At 61.8% G+C, this 26,364-nt stretch carries 24 protein-coding genes; 4 read left to right on the plus strand and 20 right to left on the minus strand.

Annotated features, from left to right (window positions below; genetic code table 11):
- From CFI11_RS21120 to CFI11_RS21145, 6 genes are all read right to left on the minus strand, one after another.
- On the minus strand, window positions 1-318 hold the full coding sequence (locus tag CFI11_RS21120) for a DUF3775 domain-containing protein (RefSeq protein ID WP_130409466.1): 318 nt from the start codon (window positions 316-318) through the stop codon (window positions 1-3).
- Between the two features lie 61 nt (window positions 319-379).
- Window positions 380-1,108, minus strand: a complete 729-nt coding sequence (locus CFI11_RS21125) for an SDR family oxidoreductase (RefSeq protein ID WP_130409467.1) — start codon at window positions 1,106-1,108, stop codon at window positions 380-382.
- A gap of 4 nt (window positions 1,109-1,112) precedes the next feature.
- The gene (locus CFI11_RS21130; RefSeq protein ID WP_130409468.1) at window positions 1,113-1,700 is read right to left on the minus strand and encodes a DUF3833 domain-containing protein; all 588 of its coding nucleotides are present in this window, start codon (window positions 1,698-1,700) and stop codon (window positions 1,113-1,115) included.
- Entirely contained in the window at window positions 1,700-2,947 is a 1,248-nt protein-coding gene (locus CFI11_RS21135) for an MFS transporter (protein WP_254448987.1), read from the minus strand. Before CFI11_RS21135 ends, CFI11_RS21130 begins: the two co-directional genes overlap by 1 nt.
- Complete coding sequence (locus CFI11_RS21140; RefSeq protein WP_130409469.1) at window positions 2,944-3,705, minus strand: DUF1365 domain-containing protein; 762 nt, start codon at window positions 3,703-3,705, stop codon at window positions 2,944-2,946. The genes CFI11_RS21135 and CFI11_RS21140 overlap by 4 nt, the downstream gene beginning before the upstream one ends.
- Window positions 3,702-5,006: an NAD(P)/FAD-dependent oxidoreductase gene (locus CFI11_RS21145; RefSeq protein WP_130409470.1), complete on the minus strand. Its 1,305-nt coding sequence runs from the start codon at window positions 5,004-5,006 to the stop codon at window positions 3,702-3,704. Before CFI11_RS21145 ends, CFI11_RS21140 begins: the two co-directional genes overlap by 4 nt.
- A 269-nt stretch (window positions 5,007-5,275) precedes the next feature.
- Between CFI11_RS21145 and CFI11_RS21150 the strand changes: the two genes are divergently transcribed.
- Window positions 5,276-5,782, plus strand: coding sequence for a sigma-70 family RNA polymerase sigma factor (locus CFI11_RS21150; RefSeq protein WP_254449108.1), 507 nt, complete (start codon window positions 5,276-5,278; stop codon window positions 5,780-5,782).
- Between the two features lie 8 nt (window positions 5,783-5,790).
- Complete coding sequence (locus CFI11_RS21155; RefSeq protein WP_130409472.1) at window positions 5,791-6,447, plus strand: ChrR family anti-sigma-E factor; 657 nt, start codon at window positions 5,791-5,793, stop codon at window positions 6,445-6,447.
- A 157-nt stretch (window positions 6,448-6,604) separates the two neighbouring features.
- On the opposite strand, the gene CFI11_RS21160 is transcribed toward CFI11_RS21155, so the two are convergent.
- From CFI11_RS21160 to CFI11_RS21190, 7 genes are all read right to left on the minus strand, one after another.
- A complete protein-coding gene (locus tag CFI11_RS21160; RefSeq protein WP_165390351.1) occupies window positions 6,605-7,885 on the minus strand; it encodes an adenylate/guanylate cyclase domain-containing protein in 1,281 nt (426 codons plus the stop codon).
- Between the two features lie 75 nt (window positions 7,886-7,960).
- Window positions 7,961-8,356 (minus strand): nuclear transport factor 2 family protein, encoded by a 396-nt coding sequence (locus tag CFI11_RS21165; protein ID WP_130409474.1) that lies wholly within the window; start codon window positions 8,354-8,356, stop codon window positions 7,961-7,963.
- Between the two features lie 9 nt (window positions 8,357-8,365).
- Complete coding sequence (locus tag CFI11_RS21170; RefSeq protein WP_130409475.1) at window positions 8,366-9,598, minus strand: DNA recombination protein RmuC; 1,233 nt, start codon at window positions 9,596-9,598, stop codon at window positions 8,366-8,368.
- On the minus strand, window positions 9,595-11,433 hold the full coding sequence (mutL, locus tag CFI11_RS21175; protein ID WP_130409476.1) for a DNA mismatch repair endonuclease MutL: 1,839 nt from the start codon (window positions 11,431-11,433) through the stop codon (window positions 9,595-9,597). Before mutL ends, CFI11_RS21170 begins: the two co-directional genes overlap by 4 nt.
- A 53-nt stretch (window positions 11,434-11,486) precedes the next feature.
- On the minus strand, window positions 11,487-12,710 hold the full coding sequence (locus CFI11_RS21180; protein ID WP_130409477.1) for a urate hydroxylase PuuD: 1,224 nt from the start codon (window positions 12,708-12,710) through the stop codon (window positions 11,487-11,489).
- Window positions 12,711-13,055: 345 nt separating this feature from the next.
- Window positions 13,056-14,066, minus strand: coding sequence for a cytochrome d ubiquinol oxidase subunit II (locus CFI11_RS21185; RefSeq protein ID WP_130409478.1), 1,011 nt, complete (start codon window positions 14,064-14,066; stop codon window positions 13,056-13,058).
- Window positions 14,067-14,070: 4 nt separating this feature from the next.
- Complete coding sequence (locus CFI11_RS21190) at window positions 14,071-15,456, minus strand: cytochrome ubiquinol oxidase subunit I (protein WP_130410117.1); 1,386 nt, start codon at window positions 15,454-15,456, stop codon at window positions 14,071-14,073.
- A gap of 210 nt (window positions 15,457-15,666) precedes the next feature.
- On the opposite strand from CFI11_RS21190, the gene CFI11_RS21195 reads away from it, so the two are divergent.
- Window positions 15,667-18,012, plus strand: a complete 2,346-nt coding sequence (locus CFI11_RS21195; protein ID WP_130409479.1) for a Hint domain-containing protein — start codon at window positions 15,667-15,669, stop codon at window positions 18,010-18,012.
- 138 nt (window positions 18,013-18,150) lie between these two features.
- Here the strand turns inward: CFI11_RS21195 and CFI11_RS21200 are convergent, their stop codons facing one another.
- The 5 genes from CFI11_RS21200 to puuE form a co-directional block, all read right to left on the minus strand.
- Window positions 18,151-19,500 (minus strand): aminotransferase class III-fold pyridoxal phosphate-dependent enzyme, encoded by a 1,350-nt coding sequence (locus tag CFI11_RS21200; RefSeq protein WP_130409480.1) that lies wholly within the window; start codon window positions 19,498-19,500, stop codon window positions 18,151-18,153.
- Window positions 19,501-19,659: 159 nt separating this feature from the next.
- On the minus strand, window positions 19,660-20,982 hold the full coding sequence (locus tag CFI11_RS21205) for a uracil-xanthine permease family protein (protein WP_130409481.1): 1,323 nt from the start codon (window positions 20,980-20,982) through the stop codon (window positions 19,660-19,662).
- Window positions 20,983-21,031: 49 nt separating this feature from the next.
- Complete coding sequence (locus CFI11_RS21210) at window positions 21,032-21,520, minus strand: ureidoglycolate lyase (protein ID WP_130409482.1); 489 nt, start codon at window positions 21,518-21,520, stop codon at window positions 21,032-21,034.
- Window positions 21,517-22,326, minus strand: coding sequence for a bifunctional allantoicase/(S)-ureidoglycine aminohydrolase (locus CFI11_RS21215; RefSeq protein WP_130409483.1), 810 nt, complete (start codon window positions 22,324-22,326; stop codon window positions 21,517-21,519). The genes CFI11_RS21210 and CFI11_RS21215 overlap by 4 nt, the downstream gene beginning before the upstream one ends.
- A complete protein-coding gene (gene puuE, locus CFI11_RS21220) occupies window positions 22,323-23,732 on the minus strand; it encodes an allantoinase PuuE (protein WP_130409484.1) in 1,410 nt (469 codons plus the stop codon). Before puuE ends, CFI11_RS21215 begins: the two co-directional genes overlap by 4 nt.
- Window positions 23,733-23,856: 124 nt before the next feature.
- Between puuE and uraH the strand changes: the two genes are divergently transcribed.
- Complete coding sequence (gene uraH, locus CFI11_RS21225; protein ID WP_130409485.1) at window positions 23,857-24,216, plus strand: hydroxyisourate hydrolase; 360 nt, start codon at window positions 23,857-23,859, stop codon at window positions 24,214-24,216.
- A 13-nt stretch (window positions 24,217-24,229) separates the two neighbouring features.
- Here uraH and CFI11_RS21230 read toward each other — a convergent pair whose 3' ends face one another.
- Both CFI11_RS21230 and CFI11_RS21235 read right to left on the minus strand, forming a co-directional pair.
- Window positions 24,230-25,159 (minus strand): metal ABC transporter permease, encoded by a 930-nt coding sequence (locus CFI11_RS21230; protein ID WP_130409486.1) that lies wholly within the window; start codon window positions 25,157-25,159, stop codon window positions 24,230-24,232.
- Window positions 25,156-26,361 (minus strand): metal ABC transporter permease, encoded by a 1,206-nt coding sequence (locus tag CFI11_RS21235; protein ID WP_130409487.1) that lies wholly within the window; start codon window positions 26,359-26,361, stop codon window positions 25,156-25,158. The genes CFI11_RS21230 and CFI11_RS21235 overlap by 4 nt, the downstream gene beginning before the upstream one ends.
- Between the last annotated feature and the right edge of the window lie 3 nt (window positions 26,362-26,364).

Consider the following 26,364-nt stretch of genomic DNA (forward strand, 5'->3'; position numbering starts at 1 on the left):
TCACATCAACTTGTCTTCAGCGTCCGACGCGGACAAACCCATTGCATCCATGCCGTTTTCCAGATGATCAGACACATGCGGCGTGCCAATGAGGTAGTCTGCACATGGTGTCGTGGCTTCTTCCTGCGCGACGAGCACCGCGTCGGCCCATTCGTCCTTGTCAAAGCTGCCGCGCCCGACCCACATCAACGCAACAAGCTCCGCTTGTTCGTCTTCCCCCATCCGCTCGATGAACGCGCGCAATTCCGGCTCGGCTCGATCAAGCTCACGCATCATCAGGATCACTTGCGCGACCGTGCCGGTCGATAGGGTCATCATCGTCTGGGCCTCCTACTTCTTTCACAAAGTAGAAGTCAGCTTCCGTCGCGTGTCTTTGATCTTACGCAAAGAGTTTGAAATAGAGCCAGTCCGGCAAAAACTGGCTGCCGCGGAACACCAGAGAGAACGCGGTGGGAAAGCTTTTCTTGAAGCCACCCAGCTTCATATGATCGAACATGTGACCGGCCGCCTCGTCCGGTGTCATGAGGAAGGGCATCTTGAAATCATTCTTGTCGGTCAATCGGGTCTTGATAAACCCGGGATTGGCCAGCTGAACCTTGACGCCGGTATCCTTTAAGTCCGCGTACATGCTTTCGGCCAGCGCCATCGTTCCCGCCTTGGAGGCCGCATAGCCAATCGCGCCCGGCAGTCCCCGAAACCCCGAGAGCGAGCCCGTGATCACGATATGACCGCTATCACGCGCGACCATCGCCGGCAGCACTTGACCCATCACCCGGACGAGACCGGTAAAGTTGATATCCGCCATCGCGGTTGCCTGATCCGCATCCCAGTCCTGCGACTTGAACGGCCAGTAGACACCCGCAAGGTAGACCACGCCGTCGACTTCGCCGACCGCCTCCGCCGCGGCCTTGACGCTTTCGTCGTCGGCCACGTCGATCGTTTGAACACGCGCCTCCCCCGGAAGGTCGGCAGCCAGCTCTTTCAGTTTATCCTCGTTGCGGGCAGACAGAATTACGATCGCTCCCGCCCGACTGAGCTTTCTGGCCAGAGCAGCGCCCAAACCTTCGCTGGCCCCGACAAGCCAGTAAGTCTTACCCTTGAATGTCATTCCGCTATGCCGCTTCCTTTAGGGGTTGATCCACCGAATTGCGGGGCCGCATCGTCGCAACAAGTTCAGCCACCTGAATACCAAACTTGCGAAACTGGCTTCGGTTCACAATCGTCCCGTTCGGAGCAAGATACATCCAGTCCACAGTGTCGAGAACGTGCCCGCCTGACTGCTCGGGCAACCGGATGCGGTACTGCAATTGCACGGCAGAGCCGGTCTGCGCACCGACCCCGGTGCCAACCACGTCTTCGGCGCGCGCCTGGATATTTCCATCGTTCCCCAATGTCAGATGCCATTCCCGATCCTGGGTGGATCCATCATCATACAGGAAACGCTCTTTCATGACCCCGACATTGCCGGACCATTCGACATCGAAGTCCGCAACGAAACGCGAGGTCACGCGTCCCAACGGCCCGTAGATGATCCCCTCGCATACGATGGGTCCGTTCAGATGGGTGCGCAGATCGAACTGCGGCTGACCTTCGACATAATCCTGGGGCTTTTGGGCCAGAAACGACGCAAGCCTGCGTTTTACGTATCCAAGAGCCAGGATAATCGCACCGCCCAGTACGACCAGAAGTACTGAATCCATCACTCTGTCTCCTTCAAATCAGTCGTGGCGAGCAACAGGATCGCCACCGTTTTCAAACCGCAGGGCACCGCCGCGTAGAGCAGGCTCAGCAGTAAAAGGGCCGGTTCGGAATTGTTGGCTCCGGCTTGGAACCCGGCGGCATCCAAGGCGGGAAGTAGTGTGACCGCCGCAAAGGCGAGCGTGAATTTCGAAACAAAAGACCAAAGGCCGAAGCCTTCCGCAGCGGTCGGTGAGATCTTGGCCATGCGCCCTGCAAAGATCGCCGGCAACAAGGTCATATCGGCACCCAGCGCCGCACCGGAGGCGATGCAGATGATGGCGAACGCCACGACATCCCCCTCCTGAAGCAGGACAGCGGCCCCGAAGGCCAGAATTGATAAAACCATCCCTGCGATCAGCACCCGCTTTGCGCCAAGCCGTTCGGCGAGCAGGCCCCAGACCGGGGCCGCAAGGGCCGCCGACAGAAAGAAGAGCAGAAGCAACGGGCCTTCCATGCCGGGTGCGGCCAAACGACTTTCCACGAAAAACAGAAAGAGCGTCGAGCTCACCGCGACGGGGGCCGCGTTAACAAGCGCGATCATCAGGAGGCGCCGCGCAACGCTGTCACGCAACACAGGGCCAAACCCCGAAGACGGTGCCACCATCTCCCCGCCCCATTCCAGCCGCATAGCCTGCCAGGCCAGCAACGCCAGCACCGCGAAGCTAACGGCGTAGCCTGCAAAGGGTCGGTCCATCACAGCGCCCAGTGCCACGGGTGCGATTGCTGCGACGCATACGCCAAGCAGCGACCCCGTCTCACGCCAACGCGCGAGCTTCAGATGGCCGTTGCCTGCAAGGTTCGCCGCCTTGTTTACCCCCTGTGCGTAGAAGTTGATCGTGAGAAAGCTGAAGGCAGAGAAGACCAGCGTCAGCATCAGCCCGAACCACAAGAGCGGCGCAACCGGCGGAACAACCGCGAACAGGCCCACCATGGCACTTGCGATCACGGCCAATGCGATCGCCACCGCCGCTGCCCTGTGCGCTCTGACACTCTCAGACAACCGGCCGAGCAAGGGATCTTGCACCACATCGAGCAGGCGCAAGCCAAACAAGACCGCACCCAGCGCCGCAAGGCTGACACCGTACTCATCCACATAGAATTTCGGCGCGTGGATATACAAAGGCAGACCTGCCGCCGCCAGCAGAGACGCAAAGAGCGCATAAGCCGGCAATCGGGCGCTTTGTGTCTGGGTGGCAGCCATCGTCATCCGCGCGAAACCTCTTGGGTCGGCGGGGTCGGACGTGTCCGGTAGCGCGCGTTTTTCCACCACAATTTGAGAGCCTGCCAATGGATCAGCACAAGCACGCGCCGCGAACCGAGTGGTCGACGCAAAGCCGCCCGCAGGATACCGCCGTTGGTCAACGGCTTGCGTCGGCCGGTAAGCGTCGCGATCAAGCCACCCTTTGCCTGAGCATAGTCGATCCAGATCCCGATCCGATCCGCCGTGATATCAAAGCGAAACGTGTAACCACCCTCGATTGGCTGAAAGGGCGACACGTAAAAGATTTTTTGGGCCGTCAAACGGTCTTCCGGCCCGATGGGCCGATTGTCCGAATGGTGACACAGATAGGAATGCCGCTCGCCAAAAGTATTCGTGACCTCTGCGATCACCGCCGTCAGCCCGCCTTCGGTATCCTCGCATAGCCAAAAGCTCACCGGGTTAAAGACATGCCCCCACATGCGCGGCTGCGCGAGCAGTTTGATCCGATCTGGTTGTGGCAACTGATGGGCCTTGATCACGTCGCGCACCCAAGCCGCCCCGCGGCCATCCCCCGGCGCCCCACCATGATCACTGTCATGCAACGCCGCCAGATTGCGGCTGTTGCGTGAAAAAAGGCTGGGGTGATCGACGGGCTGTTCGGCGTCCAAAAGAACGTAGTCTATGGAATACCGAAAATCATTCCGCACCACCCCTTTTCGCCCGTGAAAGGTTTGACCAGCGATATGATCAACTGTCCCAGTCATTCGGCGGCCACCACGTCCAATGCACCTGCGCGCATGATGCCGTCGACAACGTCGACAGCACTTGCCAGGCCGTCCTCGTGAAAGCCGTTTTTCATCCAGGCCCCGCAAAACCAGGTGTGGTTGGAGCCGTTGAACGTCTTCACCTCATCTTGGGCAGCCAACGCACCCAGATCATAGACCGGGTGCCGGAACGTGGTCTGGTCGTAAATCAGCTCCTCCCGGATCGTCCGTTTGGAATTCAATGTGACGAAATGCGGATCATCTGACGGGATCGGCTGGAGCGAGTTCATCCAGTACGTCAGATCGATCTGATCAGAGCGCTTGTTCTCATCCTCGGTATAAACCCAGCTTGCCCAAACCTTCCGGCTTTTCGGCATCAATCCAGCATCCGCGTGCAACACAACTTCGTTGGGCTGGTATGCGATTGCACCAAGCGCGCGCTGTTCCTCGGGCGATGCGTCCGACAAAAGGCGCAGACTATCGTCGGAATGGGTCGCGAGCACGATCTCGTCGAACGTTTCCCAATCGCCACCCCAGAGTTTTACTTGCGCCCCCGCTCCTGTGCGACGAACGGCCTGCACGGCTGCGCCAAGCCGCATCTCAACGCCTCTCCCGACCATCGCCACCTCAAGCCGACTGACATATTCCCGCGACCCGTTCTGAACGGTATACCACTGATGCTGGCCGGTCGTATCGAGAAGCGCGTGGTTTTCGAAAAACCGCATCATCGCATAGGCCGGGAAATCCATGATTTTATCGGTCGGCGTTGACCAAATCGCGCCTGAGAAGGGCAGAAGATAATAATCCCTGAACCACTCACCCGTGCCCAGCTTGGTCAGAAATTGACCAATCGTCAGATCAGGGTTGGATCGGGCAAGCTCAAGCCCTTTGGCGTTGAACCGGAAAATATCCCGCACCATGCGCAAAAAAGACGGGTTCAAAGCGTTGCGCCGCTGAGCGAACAGCGCATCAAGACTGTTGAACGCATATTCCAGCTTTCCGCCGTCAATCGACGTCCCCCAACTCATCCGGCTCTTGACGACAGGAACATCCAACTCTTCGAAGAGCGCCGCGAGATGGGGGTAGTTCGCGTAGTTGAACACGATGAAACCTGTGTCTACGGGTTGATCGCCATTCTTGCCTGCAATCACTGTCCGTGCGTGGCCGCCGAGGCGCGGCTCCGCCTCGAACAACGTGACCTGGTTCGTATCGGCCAGCATATATGCAGCCCCCATGCCTGATATTCCTGCGCCAATGACGGCAATCTTTTTGGGTGCTGTTGCACCAAGTTCGAAGGGCATTCCGGTTCTCGCTCCGCGGATTTAGTTCCTAAATTATTACGAAGGCTTGCGCGAAACGGATGCAAAAGAAAACAAGGCATTTTTTTGATCCGATCGCGTCCGCGTCACGTAGTCTAGATATGTTGATCGCAGTTGATCCGATAACAGAAAGCCGAGTAAGTGCACGCGGGGGGCCTGGTAAAGGCGGACGAACGCATCGGACAGACGTATCGGAACAGCACTCTGTGAGCAGCAACGACAACAGCGCACGGGCCGAATGGGTCGCTCATATGACGCGCATCCGGGACGATCAGGACCAGCAGGCCTTTGCCGAACTGTTCCAGCACTTCGCCCCAAGGGTCAAAGCGTTCCTGATGAAGTCAGGAGCTGATGCGACCCTAGCAGAGGAGTGCGCGCAGGAAGTCATGGCCACCCTGTGGCACAAGGCGCATATGTTTGACCCCGCGCGGGCTTCGGTGGCGACGTGGATCTTCACGATCGCGCGGAACCGAAAGATCGACGTGTTGCGCAAACAACGCAGGCCGGAGCCCGAAGAGCTGACATGGGGGCCAGAGGCCGAGCCGGACCAGGAAGATACGCTGGTCCTGCAACAGGAGAGTGAGTTACTCCGCCAAGCCCTTAAAGGGTTGCCGGCGGCACAAAGGGAACTGATCGAAAGGGCCTATTTTGGCGATCTGAGCCACAGCCAAATCGCGGCTGAGACCGGATTACCCCTGGGCACGATCAAAAGTAGGATTAGGTTGGCGCTCGAAAGATTGCGCCACGCGATGAAATGAACAGGACGATGACACAACAGATCAAACATCACCTGACGGACGAAATTCTGATGGCTTATTCGGCAGGGACGCTGCCGGAAGCGTTCAACTTGATGGTGGCGAGCCATATTTCGCTTTGCGACACATGCCGGGCGCAGCTGGAAGCCTTTGACGCCCTAGGGGGCGCGCTTCTTGAGGAACAACGAGAGGATGTCGCTGACCTGGACGCAACGGCACTGGAGGCCACAATGGCGCTGATTGCCGGGGGCGCTATTGAAACCGCGCCAACTTTCAGGCGTCCGGAAGGGATACTGCCAGGCCCGCTGCAAGATTATGTGGGCGGCGATCTGGATGCGATTGAATGGCGCGGCGCAGGTATGGGCGTGAAGCAGGCCATCCTGCCAACCAGCAGCGAAGCGTCCGCAAGGCTGCTTTACATTCCCGCAGGGGCTGCCATGCCGGATCATGGTCACAAGGGCACGGAGATGACCATGGTGCTGAAAGGCGCGTTCATTGACGAGGATGACCGATTTGCACGCGGCGACGTTGAATGCGCCGATGAGCATTTGCAGCACACGCCTGTGGCCGATATCGGAGAGGATTGTATCTGCCTTGCCGTGACAGACGCGCCGTTGAAGTTCAATGGACTGATACCAAGAATTGCTCAGCCCTTCCTGCGGATCTGACTGGGCATCGCACCAGACTACGTTTTTCGTTGCGAAAAACACGCGGAATTCAAGATGAATTCCGCGTGGCAGAACCGTAACTTCAACAACACACCTCTGGTCTCTATATCTGCCATTGGTGACTGGCCCCCGGAATTTGAAACAAATTCCGATGCGGTCAATTGCGAGCGTAAAGGGTCAGATGCCCTATGCGTCCTCGAACCGAATGGTCCGGCAAAACCTGCCAGTCCTCCGTTGTCACCCTTGCGCGCTGCAGGAATACGTCCGACGCAATCATGGGTACCCCATGCGCTTTTGTAAGCGCCTCAAGACGTGCCGCGATATTCACGGTATCCCCAAAGACCGAGTATTCCAGCCGCGCGTCGTCCCCGACGACACCGACAAAGACCTCTCCCCAATGCAACCCGACACCGATTTGCACCGGCTCATCGCCTGCGCGCTGTCGCTGCTCAGACCACGTGTCGATATCGGCTGCCAACAGATCCGCGCAATGCAAAGCGGCCCGTGCTGCGCGCCCGTCCGCATCCTCAAAGACAAGCATGGCCGCGTCACCCATGAATTTGTCGATAATGCCTCCGGTCTCCTGCGCGACCGCCGTTATGCGGGTGCGGTACGCCGTTACAAACTCCGAGACTTGCTCAGGCCGCATCCTCTCACTGATCTGTGTAAAGCCACGCATATCGACAAAAAGCACAGCCATCTCCGCCCGTGCCCCGCGCCTGAGCTCTTCCAGTCCGACATGCGCCAGCCGCGGAGCCAATTGCGCCGGCAGATATCGCGTCAGATTGGCTCGCGCTTCCGCTTCGGTGATCGAGCGCAGCAAGAGGCGCCTTATCCGCAGAGAGGCGACCACAAGAACACCACCTGCCAAGGCGATCATGGCAACGCGCATCAGATTGGGCGGCATTGCGAAGAAAAACCTGATATTCGCTTCGACCGCTGCGGGACCCAGCGTCGCCTCTGCCGCGAGCAGATAGAACATACCCCCCACGATCACCGAAGCCATCGCCGCCTGCAGTGCGGGGTTGAAGCGGAGAGCGCCGCAGGCGAGCACCACCGGGATCAGCCAGATCGTGGGTAAAACCACCACATGGCTGCCCGGCAAGCCCGTATTGACCACGCTGAGCCAGGAACTGATCAACAGAAACACGCAATCTCCGAAGGCTGACGGCCAGATCATCCAGCGTCGAAACCACCCCTTTGACAACAGGAAGAGCGAGAGCAGACCGAGCATGAAATAGGCCGCCATCGTTCCACTTGCATAGACCAATTGCCAGCGCAGCACCTCGGTCAGCGGAACGGGTTCGACGGTCAGAACAACGGCGAAAACAACGCCCAGGCTAGAAGAGATGAGAAGCCTCAGATAGCCGATTAACTGCTCGGCCCTCAGCTCTGCATCCCGGATCAGCGTTTTCGTTCCGTCGGCCATCCGTACCATTGCATCGCCCCCGCGCCTGTCCCCCGCCGCGCTACGAGATCGCATGCCAGCGCGGAGAGCTTGGACCCGCCAGGATCACAGGTCCATCTTCTGCATCTGAGAGATCCGCACCCAGGCACCGCGCCAGGTCGGTGCGTCATAAGGGTCAGGCCAATACTCCACCTGCTCCGTGATCAAACCATTGCGGACGGTGTGAAACGTGATGGCCCGCGCCTTGAGTACACCATCCGTGACCGCAACGTCCGTGACGACCTGTGGACCCTCGACCACGCAGCGCAGCACCTCAAAGTACCAAGGACCTGCCGCCGGATATCTTAAATTGATCTCGGCAAAGGCAGCACGCCCTTCGATGATCTCGCCGCTCTGAGGCCAGAGGCAGCGATAGTCTTCAGACAGACACAGGCTCGCAGCATGAAAATCATTGCTGCCCATGGCCTTCCAGAACCCCTGGACCACTGCTTCAGACGTCATCGGTCCTCCTCAAGGCTTGTTGAGCGGAACCACGGTGCTGTCCGCCTCCGGCGCCAGTTCCTCGAAATCGAACCGGTCCAGTCGTTGCGCCCGGCGCCCGGCCTTGTCGGCACTAATCTTGATCTCGGCAATGTCCTTGGCCGCCTGTCCGAAATGTCGGTCCAGATTGCCGACGCGATCACCCAGACGGTCCACATCCTTGTGCAAAAGGCTCAACTCCTTGCGGATGGCGCCCGCTTGCTCGCGCATGCGCGCGTCTTTCAGGATCGCGCGCATGGTGTTCAGCGTGGCCATGCAGGTTGTGGGCGACACGATCCAGACCCGCGCCTCGAACCCCTCCCGCACCAGATCGGGGAAGTTGGCGTGCAATTCGGCATAGACAGCTTCGGAAGGCAGAAACATCAAGGCTCCGTCAGCGGTCTCTCCGTCGATGATGTATTTCTCCGAGATATCGCGGATATGCTTGCGCACGGCCACCCGCATCTGCTGGACGGCGGGTTTGAGCGCCGCCTCGGTTTCGGCATTGCGCAGCGCCTCGTAGGCTTCCAGGGGGAACTTGCTGTCGATCACGATCGGTCCGGGCGGGTTCGGCAGGTGGATCAGGCAATCGGCACGTCGCCCGTTACTGAGCGTGGCCTGCCAGGCATAGCTGTCGGCCGGCAGGGCTTTGGACAGGATGTCCTTGAGCTGGATCTCTCCAAACGCTCCGCGTGTCTGCTTGTTCGACAGGATGTCCTGAAGGCTGAGAACATCGCCGCTGAGTTTTGTGATGTTGTCCTGCGCCTTGTCGATGACCGCGAGCCGCTCTTGCAGCGCTGTCAGAGAGGTGGCTGTCTGTTTGGATGAGCCGTGCAGGCTTTCGCGCATCCGTTCCTGCATTTCGGTCATCGCCCTTTGCGCGCGCATCGCGTTGTCGGCCAGCCGGTCCTGCATCTGGCTCTGCACAGCAGCCAGTCGCGCCTCGACCGTCTGGATGACCTGCGCCTGTCCGGTCGTGGCGGTGTCAGAGACGGTCTGGAGCCCGCCCCTGAGTTGTTCTTGCCCGAGGCTGAGCTGCTGCACATGCCCGCCGAGCGCTGCCATCTGCTGCGCCAGAGGTTCGGCCAGCCGCGCGGACCGGCCCGCCGCGCGCACGGCGAGGATCAGAAGCAAGAGCATCAAGAGGAGAACGCCTGCCCCTGCTATCACCGCGATCACGGCTGGATCGTCCAGCGCGTAGGATTGTCCTGCGATTTCGATCATGTGCGCCCGAAGAGCCGTTCGATGTCGGCGAGTTTGAGTTCGACATAGGTGGGTCGCCCGTGGTTGCACTGGCCGGAATGGGGCGTCGCCTCCATCTCGCGCAGAAGCGCGTTCATCTCTTCGGCGCGCATCCAACGGCCCGACCGGATGGAGCCGTGGCAGGCCACCCGGCTGAGGATCGCGTCGAGCTGGGCCTGGAGTGTTTGGCTTTGGGATTGGTCCGACAGTTCGTCGAGGATGTCGAGCACCATGGCGCGGGCATCGACCTGGCCCAGAAGGGCGGGCGTTTCGCGCACAGCAACAGCGCCCCCGCCAAAGGGTTCGAGTGTGAGGCCAAGTTTGGAGAGATCGGGAGCGATTTCCATCAGGCGCGCGCAGTCGGCTTCGGAGAGCTCCACGATTTCGGGGATCAGCAGGGCCTGAGCGGCGACGCCGGTTTCGGCCATCTGGCGTTTGAGCTTTTCGTAGACGAGCCGTTCATGGGCGGCGTGTTGATCGACGATGACCATGCCGTCTTCGGTCTGGGCGATGATGTAGTTTTCGTGCACTTGACCGCGTGCGGCACCCAGCGGCCGCTCCTCAAGCCCTTGCGGGCTTTCCTCGCCTTGGTCGGGTTCGACCACACGTGCGAAGACGGGGGCGGTTTCGGCGAAGGCGGGAGCCTGCGCGTCGTAAACGGCGCTGCGGGCGCCGAGGGAGGGGCGGTCCATCTGGTAGACACGCGGGCCTGTCGGCTCGGGGCGCAGGGCGCCGAGTGTGGCATCGGCGACCGTGGTGGAGGCGCGGTGGCCTGCCTCGGCCAGAGTGTGGCGAAGCGCGGAGATGATCAGACCGCGCGCCACACCGGGCTCGCGAAACCGCACCTCGGATTTCGCGGGGTGCACGTTCACATCCACCAGCATAGGATCGCAGTCGATGAAAAGCGCCGCCGCCGGATGACGGTCACGGCTCAGGAAGTCGAAATAGGCCGCGCGCAAAGCCCCGGTGAGCAGCTTGTCCTTCACCGGTCTGCCATTCACGAAGAGAAACTGCGCCACCGCAGCGCCGCGCGAATAGGTGGGCAAAGCCGCATAGCCGATCAGGCGCAGCCCGTCGCGCGTGGCGTCGATGGGCAGCGCATTCTCGGCGAACTCCGCGCCCAGCACCCGGGCCAGCCGCCCGCGCAGCGCATCGAAAAGATCGCCCTGTTCGGGGTCGGCGCGAAACACCACCCGTCCCTCCCCGCCGCCGGAGACATCGCGCAGGCTCATCCCGATCCCGGGCTCGGCCATGGCCAACCGTTTGACGACATCCGCAACCGCCTGCCCTTCGGCGCGGTCGGTCCGCATGAATTTCAGCCGTGCGGGTGTGGCGTAGAAAAGATCGCGCAGCTCTGCCACCGTGCCCTTGTTCAGCGCCGCCGGGCGCACCGGCTGCGCCTTGCCGCCGGCCACGTGGATCTGCGCGGCCTCGTGCCCTTCGGCCCGGCTGGTGAGCGTCAGCCGCCCGACCGCGCCCAGCGACGGCAAGGCCTCGCCGCGAAAGCCGAACGTGTGGATGTTCAAAAGGTCGCTGCCGTCGATCTTGGACGTCGCATGTCGAGACAGGGCCAGCGGCAGATCTTCGGGCGCGATGCCGCAGCCGTCGTCGGTAACCCGGATCAGGGTCTTGCCGCCATCGGCGATCTCCACACTGATCCGGCGGGCGCCTGCGTCGATGGCATTCTCCACCAGTTCCTTCACGGCAGAGGCCGGGCGTTCCACGACCTCACCTGCGGCAATCCGGTTGATCGCCGCTTCGTCAAGCTGCCGGATTACCGGTTGAGCATCGCTTATCTTGGGGTCTGCATAGGCCATGACCCAAAACCTAGCATGGTCAACGGCGATTCTGCCACCCGAAAGCTGCGGGATCAGCCGCCGGTCGCCGCGCGGTACCAAGCCACGATGCGCGCGCGCTCTTCGTCTTCCATCCAGCTGAGGTTCGCGGGTGGCATCGCGTGGCTGAGCCCTGATTGCAGGTAAATCGCGCGAGCGTGGCGGGCGATCTGCACCTCCGTTTCCAGCATGACGCCCTTGGGCGGCCAGTGCAGACCCTGCCAGACCGGCTCCTGCGCGTGGCACATCGAACAGCGGCCCAGCATGATGTCGTGCACCTCCTCGAACCCCTCGGCCTGGACAAAGCGCAGTTCGGCGCCCATCGCCTCCTCGCGCGGTTCGTCCTGGAACATCGGCGCGGTGCTGAGCCAGGTGATCATCAGGAACAGGATGGCGGTGGCGGCCCAGGTCCAGTTCGGATGCCCTTTGCGCGCGTGCATGGTGTTGAAATAGTGCCGGATCGTGACGCCCATCAGGAAAACAAGGCTGGCGATGATCCAGTTATACGCCGAAGCGAAGGCCAACGGGTAATGGTTCGACAGCATCAGGAAGATCACCGGCAGCGTGAGATAATTATTATGCGTGCTGCGCTGCTTGGCGATCTTGCCGTATTTCGCGTCCGGCTCACGGCCTGCGATCAGGTCGGCCACGACGATCTTCTGGTTGGGGATGATGATCATGAAGACATTCGCGCTCATGATCGTGGCGGTGAACGCCCCCAGATGCAGCAGCGCCGCCCGGCCCGAGAAGACCTGCGCATAGAACCACGACATCGCCACAAGCACCGCGAACAAGGCCACCATCAGGAGGGTCTGGTCCGCATCCACGAAGACCTTGCAAAGGGTGTTGTAGAGGACCCAACCCAGGGCCAGAGACGCGACGGAGATCCCGACCGCCTGCCACACGGCGATGTCGAGCACGTTGGGATCGACCAGATAGAACTCCGCGCCGACGTAATAGACAAGGATCAGAAGGGCAAAACCGCTCAGCCAGGTCGCATAGCTCTCCCATTTGAACCAGACGAGCCCATCGGGCATGTTCGCCGGCGCGACAAGGTATTTCTGGATGTGGTAGAAGCCGCCGCCATGGACTTGCCACTCCTCTCCATCGGCACCGGAGGAGAGCGCACGGTCACGGTGCAGCCCCAGATCGAGAGCGATGAAATAGAAGGACGAGCCGATCCAGGCGATGGCAGTGATGACGTGCAGCCAGCGCACGGCGAATTCGGCCCAGGCCCAGAAAGCGGCGAGATCGTACATGGATGTTCCTTTCCGGCGCAGGCTAGCGGCGTGGTCCGGGAAGGGGAAGAGTGGTGGGAGAGGTGGGGCGAAAGGTCGTCGTCAAAGTTCTGGAACCGCTACGAAATAGCGCGTTGTGCCCATACGAAGCGACGCAGCTGCAAAAGAACCAGTCGTGATGCCTAGCATCACGGCCAGCGCCCGACCCTCCCTATCGCGCCGAAGGCGCGCCAACAACGATCGGTGCACCAAAGGTGCGACGGGAGGGCGCTTCACGCCCACCCAGGATGTGGCACTGGCCCCTGTTTCGCACTGTTTCCAAAATAATGTTTCGCGTTACGATTGGTGAGGACCCGCTGCCGCCCCTCAATCGTACCGCAACTCCGTCGCCTTGCCCCGGAACACCGTATAGGCCAGCGCCGTATACCCTCCGATCATCGGCATTACGACCAGCGCGCCCATCAGGATGATGAACAGGCTCTCCGGCGCGCTCGCCGCCTCGTAGATCGTCAATTGCTCCGGCACCACGAAGGGGTAGAACGAATAGGCCAGCCCGAAGAACGCCAGGGTGAACAGCACGATCGTCGCGACAAAGGGGAACCACGCCCAGCTATCGTCTCGCGTCGGCAGGTGCCTCAGCGCGTACCACAGGAGCAGCACCAGCGCCCCGGACATCAGCGGCAGGGGGGCGAGCAGGAAGATCTCTGGCACCGCAAACCACTTATCCCAGATCCGGTCACTCACCAAAGGTGAAGCCAGCGAGATCGCGCCAAGTCCCAAGACCAGCCCCCAGATCCCCCCCTTGGCCCAATCGACCGCCTTCAATTGCAATGCACCTTCCGTTTTCAGGATCAGCCATGTCGCCCCGATAAACGAATACCCCACAGTCAGAAACACCGCCGTCAGCGCGGCAAAGGCCAGAGTGAAGGGCGTTGCCTCCAGACCCATAATGTAGAGCCCAAGCATGTAGCCTTGCGACAGCGACGTCATGAGCGACCCGGCATAAAACGCCATGTCCCAGCTCTTCTTGTAGGGCAGCGGCGCCTTCACCCGGAATTCAAAAGCCACGCCCCGCAGGATCAGCCCGATCAGCATCACCGCGACCGGCAGATAAAGCGCCGTGAGGATCGCCCCGTGCGCCGACGGGAATGCCACCAGCAGAAGCCCGATGGCCATCACCAGCCAAGTCTCGTTGGCATCCCAGAACGGGCCGATGCTGGCCACCATCCGGTCCTTCTCCTCCGCATCCGCGAAGGGGAAGAGGACACCGACACCCAGGTCGAACCCGTCCAGCACCACATAGATCAGGATCGACAGGCCCATCAGCCCCGCGAAGACCAGCGGCAGCCACTGGGCCGGATCACCAAAGAGATACATGAGCCTACTCCGCCGGAACCTGTGCTGCGACCGCCTCACCCGAGAGCGGCACGCGGCGGCGCGGGATATCCCCGTCGATGGCTTTGCGCGCCAGATAGAACAGCACCAGGACATAGGCCGTCAGGAGCAACGCGTAGATCGCAAGATAGGCAATCAGCGTGGTCGCCACCATCGGCGCCGGTACGCTCGCCACCGCCTGTTCTGTGGTCAGCACGCCCTGCACCAGCCAGGGCTGCCGCCCGATCTCGGTCGTGTACCAGCCCGCCAGCGTCGCCACCCATCCCGAGAACGCCATCGGCACCAGCACATAGAGCAGCGGCTTGGGCAGCGCGCCCACATCCCTGCGGCGTGCCATGATCGCGACCGCACTCCAGCTGAGCAGCAGCATCGCCATGCCCGTGCCCACCATCACGCGGAAGGAATAGAAGACCGGCGCCACCGGCGGGTGCATAACCTCTCCGTCCTCGGTGACAAAGTCGTTCAGACCTGGCACCTCTCCGTCCGCCTTGTGCGTCAGGATCAGGGACGCGCCGTTCGGGATCCCAACCTCGTAGTGGTTGGTCCGCGCCTCCTCATCCGGCACCGCAAACAGCAGGAGCGGCACGTTGGTCCCGGTCTCCCAGTTCCCCTCCATCGCTGCCACCTTCTGCGGCTGATGCTCCATCGTGTTCAGCCCGTGGAAATCGCCCGCCAGGATCTGCAGGGGGATCAGCGCTGCGCCCATGATCAGGCCCGTCTTCAGCGTCGTGCGCACCTCTTTGCCGCGGTCTCCCAGCAGCCAGCGGAACGCACTCAGCCCCGCGATCAGGAAGGCCACCGTCAGGCCCGAGGCCAGCAGCATATGCACCAGCCGGTAGGGCATCGACGGGTTGAAGATGATCGCAAACCAGTCTGTCGCGAACGCCACCCCGTCTCGCAACTCATAACCTGCCGGCGTGTGCATCCAGCTGTTCAGCACCAGGATCCAGAACGCACTCATCGTCGTGCCAAACGCCACCAGGAACGTGGCCAGCGTGTGCAGCCACCCCGGCACCCTCGAAAAACCGAAAAGCATGATGCCCAGGAACACCGCTTCAAGGAAGAACGCCGTCATCACCTCGTAGGCCAGCAAGGGCCCTGCGATGTTGCCCACGCGTTCCATAAAGCCTGGCCAATTTGTTCCGAATTGGAATGACATCGTGATGCCCGACACCACGCCCATCGCAAAGCTCAGGGCAAAGACCTTCACCCAGAAGCGATAGGCCTGCATCCACTTCACATCTCCGGTCCAGTTGAACCGCAGCTTGAAGAACAACAGCACCCAGCCCAACGCGATGGTGATCGTCGGGAAGAGGATATGAAACGAGATGTTGGCCCCGAATTGGATCCGGGACAGCAGCAATGTGTCCATCATAACGAAACCTGTTCGCAGTCTTATCTGTTATCTCTGACTTAGCGCGCGAAGCGCAGCCTTCACCCCGGGGTGCGACAGCCCGGCGCGCGGCATGTTGTCGAGTCGTTAAAAAGCGAACCAAATCAGAGGCATTTGCGGCTTGGCGCTTAAGGGAATAGTGGCTGTAGCACGCGTAATCTCCGACTTCCTGAGACCGGAGATCCGACCATGCCCAGCTATTCTTTCGACGGCTATCCCAGTTCCGCGTTTGAGATCGACGGGGGTGGATCGACCTTTCCCAAAGATGGCAGCGCCATAGGCAAGACTTTCCGGGTCGACCCCGATTTCGACGCCGATACCGACCGTCTGCAATACGACATCCAGGATGGTGGCACCGGTGCCAAGTTCAGTGGCGACGATGGCGCGTCCGAGGTGGGCGAGGATACCGATCAATACGGCACCGTCCGCGACGCGCAGGGCAATCTCGTGGGCGGCGGCCCCTCCGAGCAGATCTACCTCGAACATGGCTATTCCGTTCAGGCGCCCGATGGCAGCATCATCAACTTCTACTCGGTCGAGATTGGTGGCCAGCCCATGGGCTTTGTCGCTGACGGCCCGCTGCAGCCCGGCGTCACCTACACGATTGTCAGTCAGGACAACGTCACCCCGCAGAACCAGCCCTATTACAGCGACTTCGGTTCGGTCGATTACGACCCGGACGCAGCCAACGACATCGAAGGGGGCTCCGAGGGCGATGATATCCATGCCGGGCATGATGACGACACCGTCGATGCCAGCAGCGGGGATGACAGCGTCGATGGCGGCACCGGGGATGACAGCATCTCCGGCGGATCAGGAAATGACGAGATCGAAGGTGGCGAAGGCAATGATACGATCGACGGCGGCGCGCAAGACGACACGATCTATGGTGGCTCCGGCCAGGACCAGATCCGGGGCGGCACAGGCAATGATCGTCTCTATGGCGAAGACGGCGACGACACTCTAGAGGGCGAAGAAGGCTGCGACACGCTCTCCGGCGGCAGCGGTCAGGACAGCATGTCCGGCGGGGACGATGGCGACGTCATCTATGGCGGCTCCGGCGACGACACGATGGACGGAGGCAGCGGTCGCGACTGGATCGACGGCGGAGACGACAATGACAGCATCGACGGAGGGGCGGATCACGACACGATCTACGGCGGCTCGGGCGATGACAGCATGTCGGGCGGTGACGGCAATGACAGGATCTACGGCGACAGCGGCAACGACACGATCGACGCTGGCGCAGGGGACGACAGGATCTACACCGGATCCGGAAATGACAGCGCGGCAGGCGGCGAGGGCACAGACCGGATCATCATCGGCTCCTCCGGAAACTACGACCTGCGCGGCGGCGAGGATGCCGATGATCAGGACCTGGACGAGATCGACTTTTACACCGCCGATGACGGAACCGACGGGGATGGCTTCACCGTCACGTTCACAGGCGAGGAATCAGGCACATTCTCGAACAATGATGGCAACATCACCGGCTCCTTTCAGGAGATGGAAAAGATCGAGGGGTCGAACGATTCCGACTATATCGACGCCTCCGCCAGCAGCTCGGGCAAGTTCCTCGATGGCGATGGCGGCGACGACACCATCATCGGCAGTTCCGGCGACGACACCATCATCGGCGAACGGGGCGATGACCTCATCACCACCGGCGACGGGCGAGACACCGTCATCTTCCGCTCAGGTGATGGTGATGACACGATCACCGACTTCTCTCTCGGCGATCTGAACGGCAATGATCCGAACGTCGATCAGCTCGACCTGTCCGACTTGCGTGGCGGCTCCGGTCCCGGCGGCACGATCCGCTGGGGCGACATCACCATCACAGAAGAGCCAGATGGCAGCGCACGGCTCAGCTTTCCGCAGGGCGAATCTATCGTTCTGCAAGGGGTCAGCCCCGACGACCTGCGCGGCAATCAGTCCGGCATTCCCTGTTTTACTGCCGGCACCCTGATCGACACCCCCTCCGGCCCCCGCCCGGTAGAGGAACTGCGTGCCGGGGACCTGGTCGTGACCCGAGACAATGGCGCTCAGCCGATCCTTTGGTCCGGCACCCGCAGCCTGACCGCGCCTGACCTCGTGCGGAACCCGCGCCTCGTCCCTGTCCGGATCGCGCCGGGGACCATCGGTAACGACGAGACGATCGTGGTCTCCCCACAACACGCCCTTCTTGTGGGCGCGCTTTGCGACCAGCCCGAGGCACTGGTGCGCGCAATTCACCTCGCCCGTATCCGGGGCGGCAGAATCCGCATTGCATCGGGCACCCGAAGGGTCACTTACGTGCATTTGCTCTTCGAAAGCCATCAGATCGTCCGCACCCACGGCATCTGGAGCGAGAGCTTTTATCCCGGCCCCTGGGCCCTGCGGGCCGCGGGTTGGGATGCGCGTTCGGAAATTCGCGCGCTCTTCCCGAACCTCCTGGCACAAGATGCAGAAACCGCCTACGGGCCGACCTGTCGGCAGGTGCTTCGTTTCAAAGAGCTGCCCGGCCATCTCTCCGACCTGCGTCACGCTTGCTGAGCCGCACCGGGAACCGGTCGGCCATGTCGTCTCACTAAGAAAGACCGTACCGCAGCCTTGCGGAGCGGCGCGCGCGTGCTGCACATATCGGGCATCCCGGCTTGTCACGCCGGGGGGGCGCTCAACGCCTTTGCCTGATCAGACCGCTTTCAGCCCCGCATCCAGCGCGGAAAGCAACTGATCCACCTCAGCCTCCGTGATCGTCAGCGGGGGTGACATAAGCACGTTATGCATCCCCAGCCGTACCATGCAGCCAGCCTCATACGTCGCCTGGTGCATCCTCTTCATCGTCGCCTGATCCATCGGTGTCTTGGTCGCTTTGTCCGACACCAGTTCCATCCCGGTCATCAGTCCGTGCCCGCCCCGGACGTCCCCGATGATATCGTATCGTTCTGCCAGGGCCTTTACCCCTTGATAAAGCTGGTCACCCCGCGCCGCGGCATTCGACTTGGTATCAAGCCTCAACGTCTCTTCCAGACAGGCCACGACCGCCGCCGCACCCACCGGATGCGCCGAATAGGTGTAACCGTGGAAAATCGCGCCTTCCGCGTCCGAGCCTTCGAACACCTCGGCAACCTTTTCGCTCATCAGCGCCGCGCCGACCGGGAAGTACCCGCTCGTGATGCCCTTAGCCGTGCTCATCATATCAGGCTGCACGCCCCAATGCCGTGCCCCGGTCCAATCCCCGGACCGCCCGAACCCGGTGATCACCTCATCTGAAATCATCAGGATACCGTGCCGGTCGCAGATCTCCCGCATCTTCTTCATAAAGCTCTCGCCCGGCACGATCACACCGCCCGCGCCCTGAATGGGCTCCATGATGAAGGCCGCGATGGTTGCCGCGCCCTGAAAGGCGATCTCATCCTCCATCGCCGCCGCGATCTTGTCGGCCAGCACCTCCGGATCGGTCTCATCAAAGGGGTTGCGATAGGTATAGGGGCTTGGCAGGTGGAAACACCCCGCCAAAAGCGGTTCATAAGCGGTGCGGAACCGGTTGTTTCCGTTGACCGAGGCGCCCCCGAAATGGGTGCCGTGATACCCCTTCTTCAGGCTCAGGAACTTGGTGCGGGTCGGCTCTCCCCTCAGTCGGTGATATTGCCGCGCCAGCCTCAGGCACGTTTCCACCGCATCTGACCCGCCAGAGGTGAAGAAGACCCGTGCCATGCCATCCGGTTCGAAGAAATTCCGCACCGTGTAGGAGGCCTCGATCGCCATTGGATTGGTTGTGCCGGCAAAGGCAGAGTAATACGGCAGCTCGTAAAGCTGGCTGGCAATCGCCTCCTTCACCTTGTCGTTGGAGTACCCAAGGTTCACACACCAAAGACCGCCAACGGCATCCACCGTCTTGTGCCCGTCGATATCCTCGATCATCGATCCTTCGGCTTTGGTGATGATCGTGGGCGCATGGGACAGCGCATCGCCGGGATGCCCCATCGGATGCCACATGTGGCGTGCATTGTTGGCGCGCAGAAAGTTGTCGTCCTTCATCGTCTGGGGCCTCCGCTGGAAAATCTGATCAAATCCAGCCCACCACGAATCCAGTCACAAAACAAGGCCCGTCCCCATGGGGACAGCCCCTGCTTCTTCTCGATGAAAATACGGCCGCCGGAGGCACAAATCTTCATCTCTCACGCCGGCCGGAGGGCCTCAGATTTCCTTTGGCAACACCAGGTTCAACACGATCGCCACAATTGCAGTCGGCGCCACGGCGCTCGTCATCAGCGTATTGATCACGCCCGGCAGGTACTGCACCGCTGTGGGCACGAGATTGAGGCCAAGCCCGGCAGCCAGCGACACGGCGATGATCATCATGTTCCGCCGGTTCATTTCCACCTCGCTGAGCACATTCAGCCCGGCCGCGGCGACCATGCCGAACATCACGATCACTCCCCCGCCCAGCACCGGCAAGGGCATCGAGGCGATGACAGCCCCCACTTTCGGCACAAGCCCGCAAAGCACCAGGAACAATGCGCCGATGGTCACCACATGCCGGCTCATGATGCCCGTCATGCTCACGATGCCCACGTTCTGGCTGAACGAGGTGTTGGGCAGGCCGCCGAACACAGCCGCCACCGCCGTGCCCAGCCCGTCGGCATAGGTCGCACCCGCGATCTCGCGGTCAGTGGCTTCGCGCCCCGCACCTGCCTTGGTGGTGGCAGAGGCATCGCCCACGGTCTCAATCGCGGACACAATCGACACCAGCGTCACGGCAATCACCGCGCCCAGCGAAAACTCGAACCCGTAGGGCAGTGGCGTCAGCCCGGTTAGCCAACTTGCATTGGCCACAGGCGCAAAACTCACCATGCCAAGGATAAAGGCCAGGACATAACCGGCCAGCAGACCCACGAGGATTGCGGCATTGCTCAAGAGCCCCGTGGTAAAGAATTTCAGCACCAGCGCGACAATGACCACCGTCAGCGCCACGCTCCAATGCATCAGCGAGCCGAAGCTTTCCGCCTCCATCTGGAATGTCGCGGCCCCGCCTGCTGCATATTTGATCGCAACCGGGATCAGGTAGAGCCCGATGGCCAGGATCACCAGCCCCGTGATCAGCGGTGGAAAGAGCCAGCGCAGCTTGCCGATAACAGATCCCAACCCGAAATGGATCACCCCACCGATCAGGCAGGCCGTCAGCGCAACGCCCAGCCCTTGCGTCGCCGCCACGCCGGCCAGAACGCCCACAAAGGCAAAGCTGGTGCCCTGCATGATCGGAAGCCGCGCGCCCACCGGCCCCACGCCCACCGTCTGGAACAGTGTCGCAATCCCGGCAAAAAGCATCGCCATCTGGATCAGATAGACCTGCTCTGCCCCGCCAAAGGCCAGCCCTGCGGCACCCGCCACGATGATCGACGGTGTGACGTTCGAAGCAAACATCGCCAGCACATGTTGAAGCCCCAAAGGCACAGCCTGAGCGATGGGCGGTGTCGTATCGGGGTCGCGATAGGCGCCTGTCAGTGTTACGTCGGACATGTCATCTCCTCTGTCCCTCCCGGTTGCGGTACGCCGCTTTTCATGCGGCTTATGACGAAACGATCCGCCAGGGCGGATCGCAGATCGCTTCTTCCAGATTGGCCCCCGGCCCGATGCGGTCGATCACGGCAAAGCGGCCCGGCGCGGCCAGCGGCGTCAGCACACCGTGCCAGGTGCCGCGATGGAAATTGATCCCCTGCCCAGTCGCCGTCAGGAATGCCAGGGGCCGTGCATCGGCAGCCTCGGCCACACAAACCAGAAACGGATGTTCCATCATCGGCAGAAAGGCCTGTGACCCTTCCGGATGCCGCTCTAGCAGGTCCAGGTCGTAGGGCAAACGCCGCGGTTCGGCATCAAACAGGCTGATGCCCGCGCGCCCCTCGACCCCGAAATCGAGGTGTGCCCTGTCGTGATATCGCCCGCAAAGCCCGGCATTGATCATCTTGTCCGGCGTGCCTGTGACGTCCAGAACATCTCCAAAGGGGGCAAACGCCTCAGCGGTCAAAGGCTGGCATATGATCACCCGGTCGTCGCTCATAACACCGGATGCCGGTTGACGTCCTTGTAAAGGAGATAGCGGAACGGCTCCTCCCCCGTCGCGATGCAGGCCTGCGGACAAAAGGCGCGCAGCCAAATGAAATCGCCCGGCCCGACGTTCACCCAATCTGTATTCAGCAGATACTCCGCCGTGCCCTGCAGCACGTAAAGCCCATGCTCCATCACATGGGTCTCGGCAAAGGGGATGCGTCCCCCGGGCCGGAAGGTGACGATATTGACGTGGAAGTCAAAGCGCAGATCGAACGGATCGACAAAGCGTTGCGTGGCCCAGACCCCGTTCGAATGCGGCATCGGCAGGGCTGGCACGTCGGTCTCATGCACCACCTGCGCTTCGGGCGGCATCATGCCAGGTGCCGCGACGTAGCGTTTGCGGATCCAGTGCACGCCGCAGGGCGCGTCGGTCGTGTTCCAAAGGCTCCAGACCGCGCTTGGCGGGATATAGACATGCGTGCCAGGCTCCAGATCGAACATGTCCCGCCCCAGCGTCAGACGCGGGCGACCATGCGCCACGAAGAGCACCGCCTGCGCCTCCGGGTCTGGCTCGGGCTCGGCACTGCCGCCACCCGGCGCCAGCTCGACCGCATATTGCGCAAAGGTTTCGGCGAACCCCGACAGGGGCCGTGCGAGGATCCAAGCCCGTGTGCTCTCCCAGCCGGGCAGAAAACTGGTCACGATGTCCCGCTGGGTCAGCGCGGGCAGCACCGCATAGGCTTCGGTAAAGACGGCAGTGCCCTCGGGATCCACCGTCTGATCCGGCAGACCTCCCGGCGGGAAGGCATAACTCACAGCATCTCCTCCAGCCTGAGCCGCGCGATGCGCTCGACCTGCCTGCAGGCCTCGCCAAATTCCTTGTCCGTGGGATGGTCCAGCCGCCTCTTGAAGGCCTCAAGAATGCCGGCCTTGTCGTGGTCCCGAACAGCGATGATAAACGGAAAGCCGTGCCGTTCGGTATAAGCGGTGTTCAATGCGGTAAACTCGGCCCGCTCCCCATCCGTCAGCGCATCAAGGCCCGCGCTCGCCTGCTCCGCTGTGCTCTCCTCCGTCAATCGCTTTGCTGCTGCCAGCTTGCCCGCAAGGTCGGGATGCGCCTTCAAAACCTTCATCCGTGCCTCGGGCGAGGCACGCCGAAATACCCGCGCCATGGCATTGTGCAGACCACCCGCCGTATCATGCGCCGGCCCCAGTTCCAGGTCGTAGGCCCCCTCAGCAATCCATGGCGAATGCTCGAACACTCCGCCGAACCGTTCCACAAAGCTGTTGCGCCCCATTTCACCGATGCGAAGACGCCCGCAGGGCGGATGAGCCCCCCGCCAATGCTCCGCAATCTCGATCCGCCTCGGACACCACACTCCGTCAAAGCTCAAAATGTATTCGATGAACCGCCGTACCGCCTGCACCCGCCCGGGTCGTCCCGCCAGGCGGCAATGCAGGCCCACCGACATCATCTTCGCCGCCCCCGCCTCGCCCTCCCGGTAAAGGGCATCGAAGCTGTCCTTGAGATACGCAAAGAACTGATCGCCCGCATTGAACCCCTGCGGCGTGGCAAACCGCATGTCATTGGCATCGAGCGTGTAGGGAATGATCAACTGATCCCGCTCCCCCACGCGCAGCCAATAGGGCAGATCATCGTCATAGGCGTCCGAGAGATAGGCAAACCGCCCCGTCTCCGCCGCCAGCCGGACCGTGTTCATCGAACACCGCCCCGTATACCAGCCCTTTGGCGCCTCCCCGGTCACTTCCTCGTGCAGCGCGATGGCCTCCTCCATCTGGCGCCGCTCCTCTGTCTCCTCCATGTCCTTGTGCTCGATCCATTTCAGACCGTGGCTCGCAATCTCCCACCCGGCCTCATGCATTGCCCCCACCTGCTCCGGCGACCGCGCGAGAGCCGTGGCCACGCCATACACCGTCACCGGTACGCCCATTTCCGTGAAAAGCCGGTGCAATCGCCAGAACCCTGCCCGTGCTCCGTACTCATAGATCGATTCCATGTTCCAATGCCGCTGACCGGGCCACGAGGCCGCGCCTACGATCTCCGACAGAAAGGCCTCCGATCCTGCGTCGCCATGCAGGATGTTGTTCTCCCCGCCCTCTTCATAATTCAGCACGAATTGCACGGCGATCCGTGCCCCGCCCGGCCAGGCCGCATCAGGCGGCGTTGCCCCATATCCGGTCATATCGCGTGGATAGCGCATCTTGGTCCCCGATCTTCGACACTCAGATCTATAGCGGCGTCACTTTAGGGGCTGCACTTTCCGGCGCAAGCGGCATAGATTCCCGGCAAGGCGGGGCCATGTGCCCGGAAAAGGAGCATCTTTCATGGCCAGCGGCTACCTGACCACCCATGTCCTCGACACGTCACGCGGCACCCCGGTCGCGGGTCTCCGGATCCGCCTCTACCGGATCGACGGGAAAAATCGGACCGAACTGGCCAGCGCGACCACCAACGCCGATGGCCGCACCGACAGCCCCATCCTACCCGCAGGCGACTTCGCGATAGGGCAATATGAGCTGGTTTTCGAGGCCGGCGCCTACCTCGACGCGTCGGGCACCCCCCCCGAACAGCCGCGCTTTCTGCATGACATTCCGATCCGTTTCGGCATCAGCGACCCGGACGCGCATTACCACGTGCCCCTCCTGCTTTCGCCCTTTGGATATTCGACCTATCGGGGCAGCTAGAGGTCGACCGTCCTCAGATCTCTTGAGGGGCGCCGCTCCTTGTTCGGCAGGGGCCGAACATCGCCGTCAACGCCAGAATGACGCCCGATACCGTCGCGATCATTCCCGCAGCGCTCACCGCATCCGCAAAGCCCAGCCAAAGCGGCCCATAGCCTGCCAGCACATAGCCCAGAACCGCCGAGATCACCGCAAAAACGATGCTCCATGCCACCTGCCGCTCCAGCCGGTTGGTCATCAGTCTTGCCGCCGCGGGGGGGCAAATGAACATCGCGATCACGATGATCGATCCCACCGCATCAAAAGCCGCGACCGCGGCAATCGCCGCGACGATGACCAGCGCCAGAGAGAGAACAGTGGTGCGCATGCCCAGCGTTTGAGCAAAGCCTTCATCGAAAGTCGACAGCGCAAGCGGTCGCCAGAAGAGCCATGTAAAGAGGATCACGCCCAGCAAGGTCACAAAGATCCGCGGCAGCTCAACCGGCAGCCCCGCCAAGGCTTCGCGATCCCAAAGAGAAGCCCAGCCCGTCGCGTCCAGCCAGATCAGACTTTCAAGGTTGCCGTAAAGCGCGTGTTCGACGTCCAGATGCACATTGGACGTGTCCGATTGCTCCAACAGCAGCACGCCACCCGCGAACATCGCTGTAAAGATCACGCCCATCGCGGCACCCGGCTCGATCCGGCCCAACCGGCGCACCGCCTCGATCAGCACCACAGCCACGATGGCAGCACCTGCGGCCCCCAGCATCATCGGCCAGGCCGACACGACACCGGTGACAAGAAAGGCCACCACGATCCCCGGCAGCACCACATGACTGATCGCGTCACCAATCAGCGCCTGCCGCCGCAGCACCAGGAAGTTTCCCGGCAGCGCGCAGGCCACCGCCGCGCAGATCCCGATCAAAAGCGGCGTCAGCGACAGGGGAACGAACTCTGACCCGCTCATGCCGGCACCCCCTGCGGCCCGCCGATGCGTCGGTCGATCTCCGCGATCTGGTCCGGGGTCAGCACCGCCTCGATCTCCGTCAGTCCGTCATAGCGCTCTGCCGCGCCTTCATGGGCGTGATCGGCGCGGACGATCTCCCAGCGTTTCTCGTCTCTCAGCGCTTTGGCGGCGCGCGCCCGCCCCTCATCTGTCGCGACCCCGTCGGCGCGGGCAAGACCGGCGCGCTGCAACAGGCGCAGCGTCAGACGTTCATAGATCGGCTGGCCCTGTGCCAGCGCCAAAAGGCCCTGACGCAGATGTACGCGCCTTTGGAATTGCCGATACCGCAACACGGCCGCCAGAAGGCCCCGATTGGGGGCCAGAAAAAGGGAAAACGCGAAGAAGGCAAAGCTGGTGAGCACAATGATGGGGCCCGTTGGCAGGTTCGGCGCCGATGCCGAAATCGCAGCACCCATATAGGCGGACACCCCTCCGATCAGGCCGGACAGCCAGACGACACGGTCCGCCTGCTCTGTCCAGAAGCGCGCGGTCACCGGTGGAATGATCAAAAGCGCCACGATCAGGATAAGCCCGACGATCTTGAGCCCCACGACGGTCACGGCCATCACAAGCCCCATCATCGCCAGATCGAAGCGCCCCACCGGAACGCCCTGCGCCTGCGCGTAATCGGGATCAAAAGCGACCAGCGTCATCGGGCGCCGCCACAGCATGACCAGCGCCAAAGTCACGGCTCCGCCCAGCGCGATGATCAGGGCATCGTTCCACAACATACCGGCGGTCGAGCCCAGCAAGAACCCTTCCAGCCCTGCCTGGCGGCCCGAGCTGAGCGTCTGGATCACAGTCAACAGAACGACACCGAAGCCGAAGAATACCGACAGAACCGCGCCAATCGCGGCGTCTTCGGCCAATCGCGTCCGCCGCGTCAGCCAACTGACGCAAAGCAGCCCAACCCAGGCCGAAACGGCAGAGCCCAGCATCAAACCGATCAAGCTGCGCCCGTCGCCCCCCAAAGCCACAAGCAGCAGAAAGGCCAGCCCGACACCGGGCAACGTCGCATGGGAAATCGCATCTGAGACAAGGGCCCGCTTGCGCAGAAACAGAAATGTTCCCGTCACACCGGCGGACAGGCCTAGAAGTGCGGCCCCGACAGCGACAAGCGTGGCGTTGTAGCCAAGCTGCAGGAACAGCGCATCGGCCAGCATGGC

This window comes from Thalassococcus sp. S3 (assembly GCF_004216475.1).
Lineage (GTDB): Bacteria > Pseudomonadota > Alphaproteobacteria > Rhodobacterales > Rhodobacteraceae.

Excerpts from the sequence above, each read along its gene's own strand:
- CFI11_RS21150 (WP_254449108.1), top strand. The coding sequence starts at position 5,276 with ATGACGCGCATCCGGGACGATCAGGACCAGCAGGCCTTTGCCGAACTG.
- CFI11_RS21170 (WP_130409475.1), bottom strand. The coding sequence starts at position 9,598 with ATGATCGAAATCGCAGGACAATCCTACGCGCTGGACGATCCAGCCGTG.
- CFI11_RS21190 (WP_130410117.1), bottom strand. The coding sequence starts at position 15,456 with ATGGACACATTGCTGCTGTCCCGGATCCAATTCGGGGCCAACATCTCG.
- CFI11_RS21185 (WP_130409478.1), bottom strand. The coding sequence starts at position 14,066 with ATGTATCTCTTTGGTGATCCGGCCCAGTGGCTGCCGCTGGTCTTCGCG.
- CFI11_RS21235 (WP_130409487.1), bottom strand. The coding sequence starts at position 26,361 with ATGCTGGCCGATGCGCTGTTCCTGCAGCTTGGCTACAACGCCACGCTT.
- CFI11_RS21140 (WP_130409469.1), bottom strand. The coding sequence starts at position 3,705 with ATGACTGGGACAGTTGATCATATCGCTGGTCAAACCTTTCACGGGCGA.
- CFI11_RS21130 (WP_130409468.1), bottom strand. The coding sequence starts at position 1,700 with ATGGATTCAGTACTTCTGGTCGTACTGGGCGGTGCGATTATCCTGGCT.
- CFI11_RS21155 (WP_130409472.1), top strand. The coding sequence starts at position 5,791 with ATGACACAACAGATCAAACATCACCTGACGGACGAAATTCTGATGGCT.
- uraH (WP_130409485.1), top strand. The coding sequence starts at position 23,857 with ATGGCCAGCGGCTACCTGACCACCCATGTCCTCGACACGTCACGCGGC.
- CFI11_RS21165 (WP_130409474.1), bottom strand. The coding sequence starts at position 8,356 with ATGACGTCTGAAGCAGTGGTCCAGGGGTTCTGGAAGGCCATGGGCAGC.
- CFI11_RS21145 (WP_130409470.1), bottom strand. The coding sequence starts at position 5,006 with ATGCCCTTCGAACTTGGTGCAACAGCACCCAAAAAGATTGCCGTCATT.
- CFI11_RS21195 (WP_130409479.1), top strand. The coding sequence starts at position 15,667 with ATGCCCAGCTATTCTTTCGACGGCTATCCCAGTTCCGCGTTTGAGATC.
- CFI11_RS21230 (WP_130409486.1), bottom strand. The coding sequence starts at position 25,159 with ATGAGCGGGTCAGAGTTCGTTCCCCTGTCGCTGACGCCGCTTTTGATC.
- mutL (WP_130409476.1), bottom strand. The coding sequence starts at position 11,433 with ATGGCCTATGCAGACCCCAAGATAAGCGATGCTCAACCGGTAATCCGG.
- CFI11_RS21125 (WP_130409467.1), bottom strand. The coding sequence starts at position 1,108 with ATGACATTCAAGGGTAAGACTTACTGGCTTGTCGGGGCCAGCGAAGGT.
- CFI11_RS21135 (WP_254448987.1), bottom strand. The coding sequence starts at position 2,947 with ATGACGATGGCTGCCACCCAGACACAAAGCGCCCGATTGCCGGCTTAT.
- CFI11_RS21160 (WP_165390351.1), bottom strand. The coding sequence starts at position 7,885 with ATGGTACGGATGGCCGACGGAACGAAAACGCTGATCCGGGATGCAGAG.
- CFI11_RS21120 (WP_130409466.1), bottom strand. The coding sequence starts at position 318 with ATGATGACCCTATCGACCGGCACGGTCGCGCAAGTGATCCTGATGATG.
- CFI11_RS21180 (WP_130409477.1), bottom strand. The coding sequence starts at position 12,710 with ATGTACGATCTCGCCGCTTTCTGGGCCTGGGCCGAATTCGCCGTGCGC.
- CFI11_RS21200 (WP_130409480.1), bottom strand. The coding sequence starts at position 19,500 with ATGAAGGACGACAACTTTCTGCGCGCCAACAATGCACGCCACATGTGG.
- CFI11_RS21205 (WP_130409481.1), bottom strand. The coding sequence starts at position 20,982 with ATGTCCGACGTAACACTGACAGGCGCCTATCGCGACCCCGATACGACA.
- puuE (WP_130409484.1), bottom strand. The coding sequence starts at position 23,732 with ATGCGCTATCCACGCGATATGACCGGATATGGGGCAACGCCGCCTGAT.
- CFI11_RS21210 (WP_130409482.1), bottom strand. The coding sequence starts at position 21,520 with ATGAGCGACGACCGGGTGATCATATGCCAGCCTTTGACCGCTGAGGCG.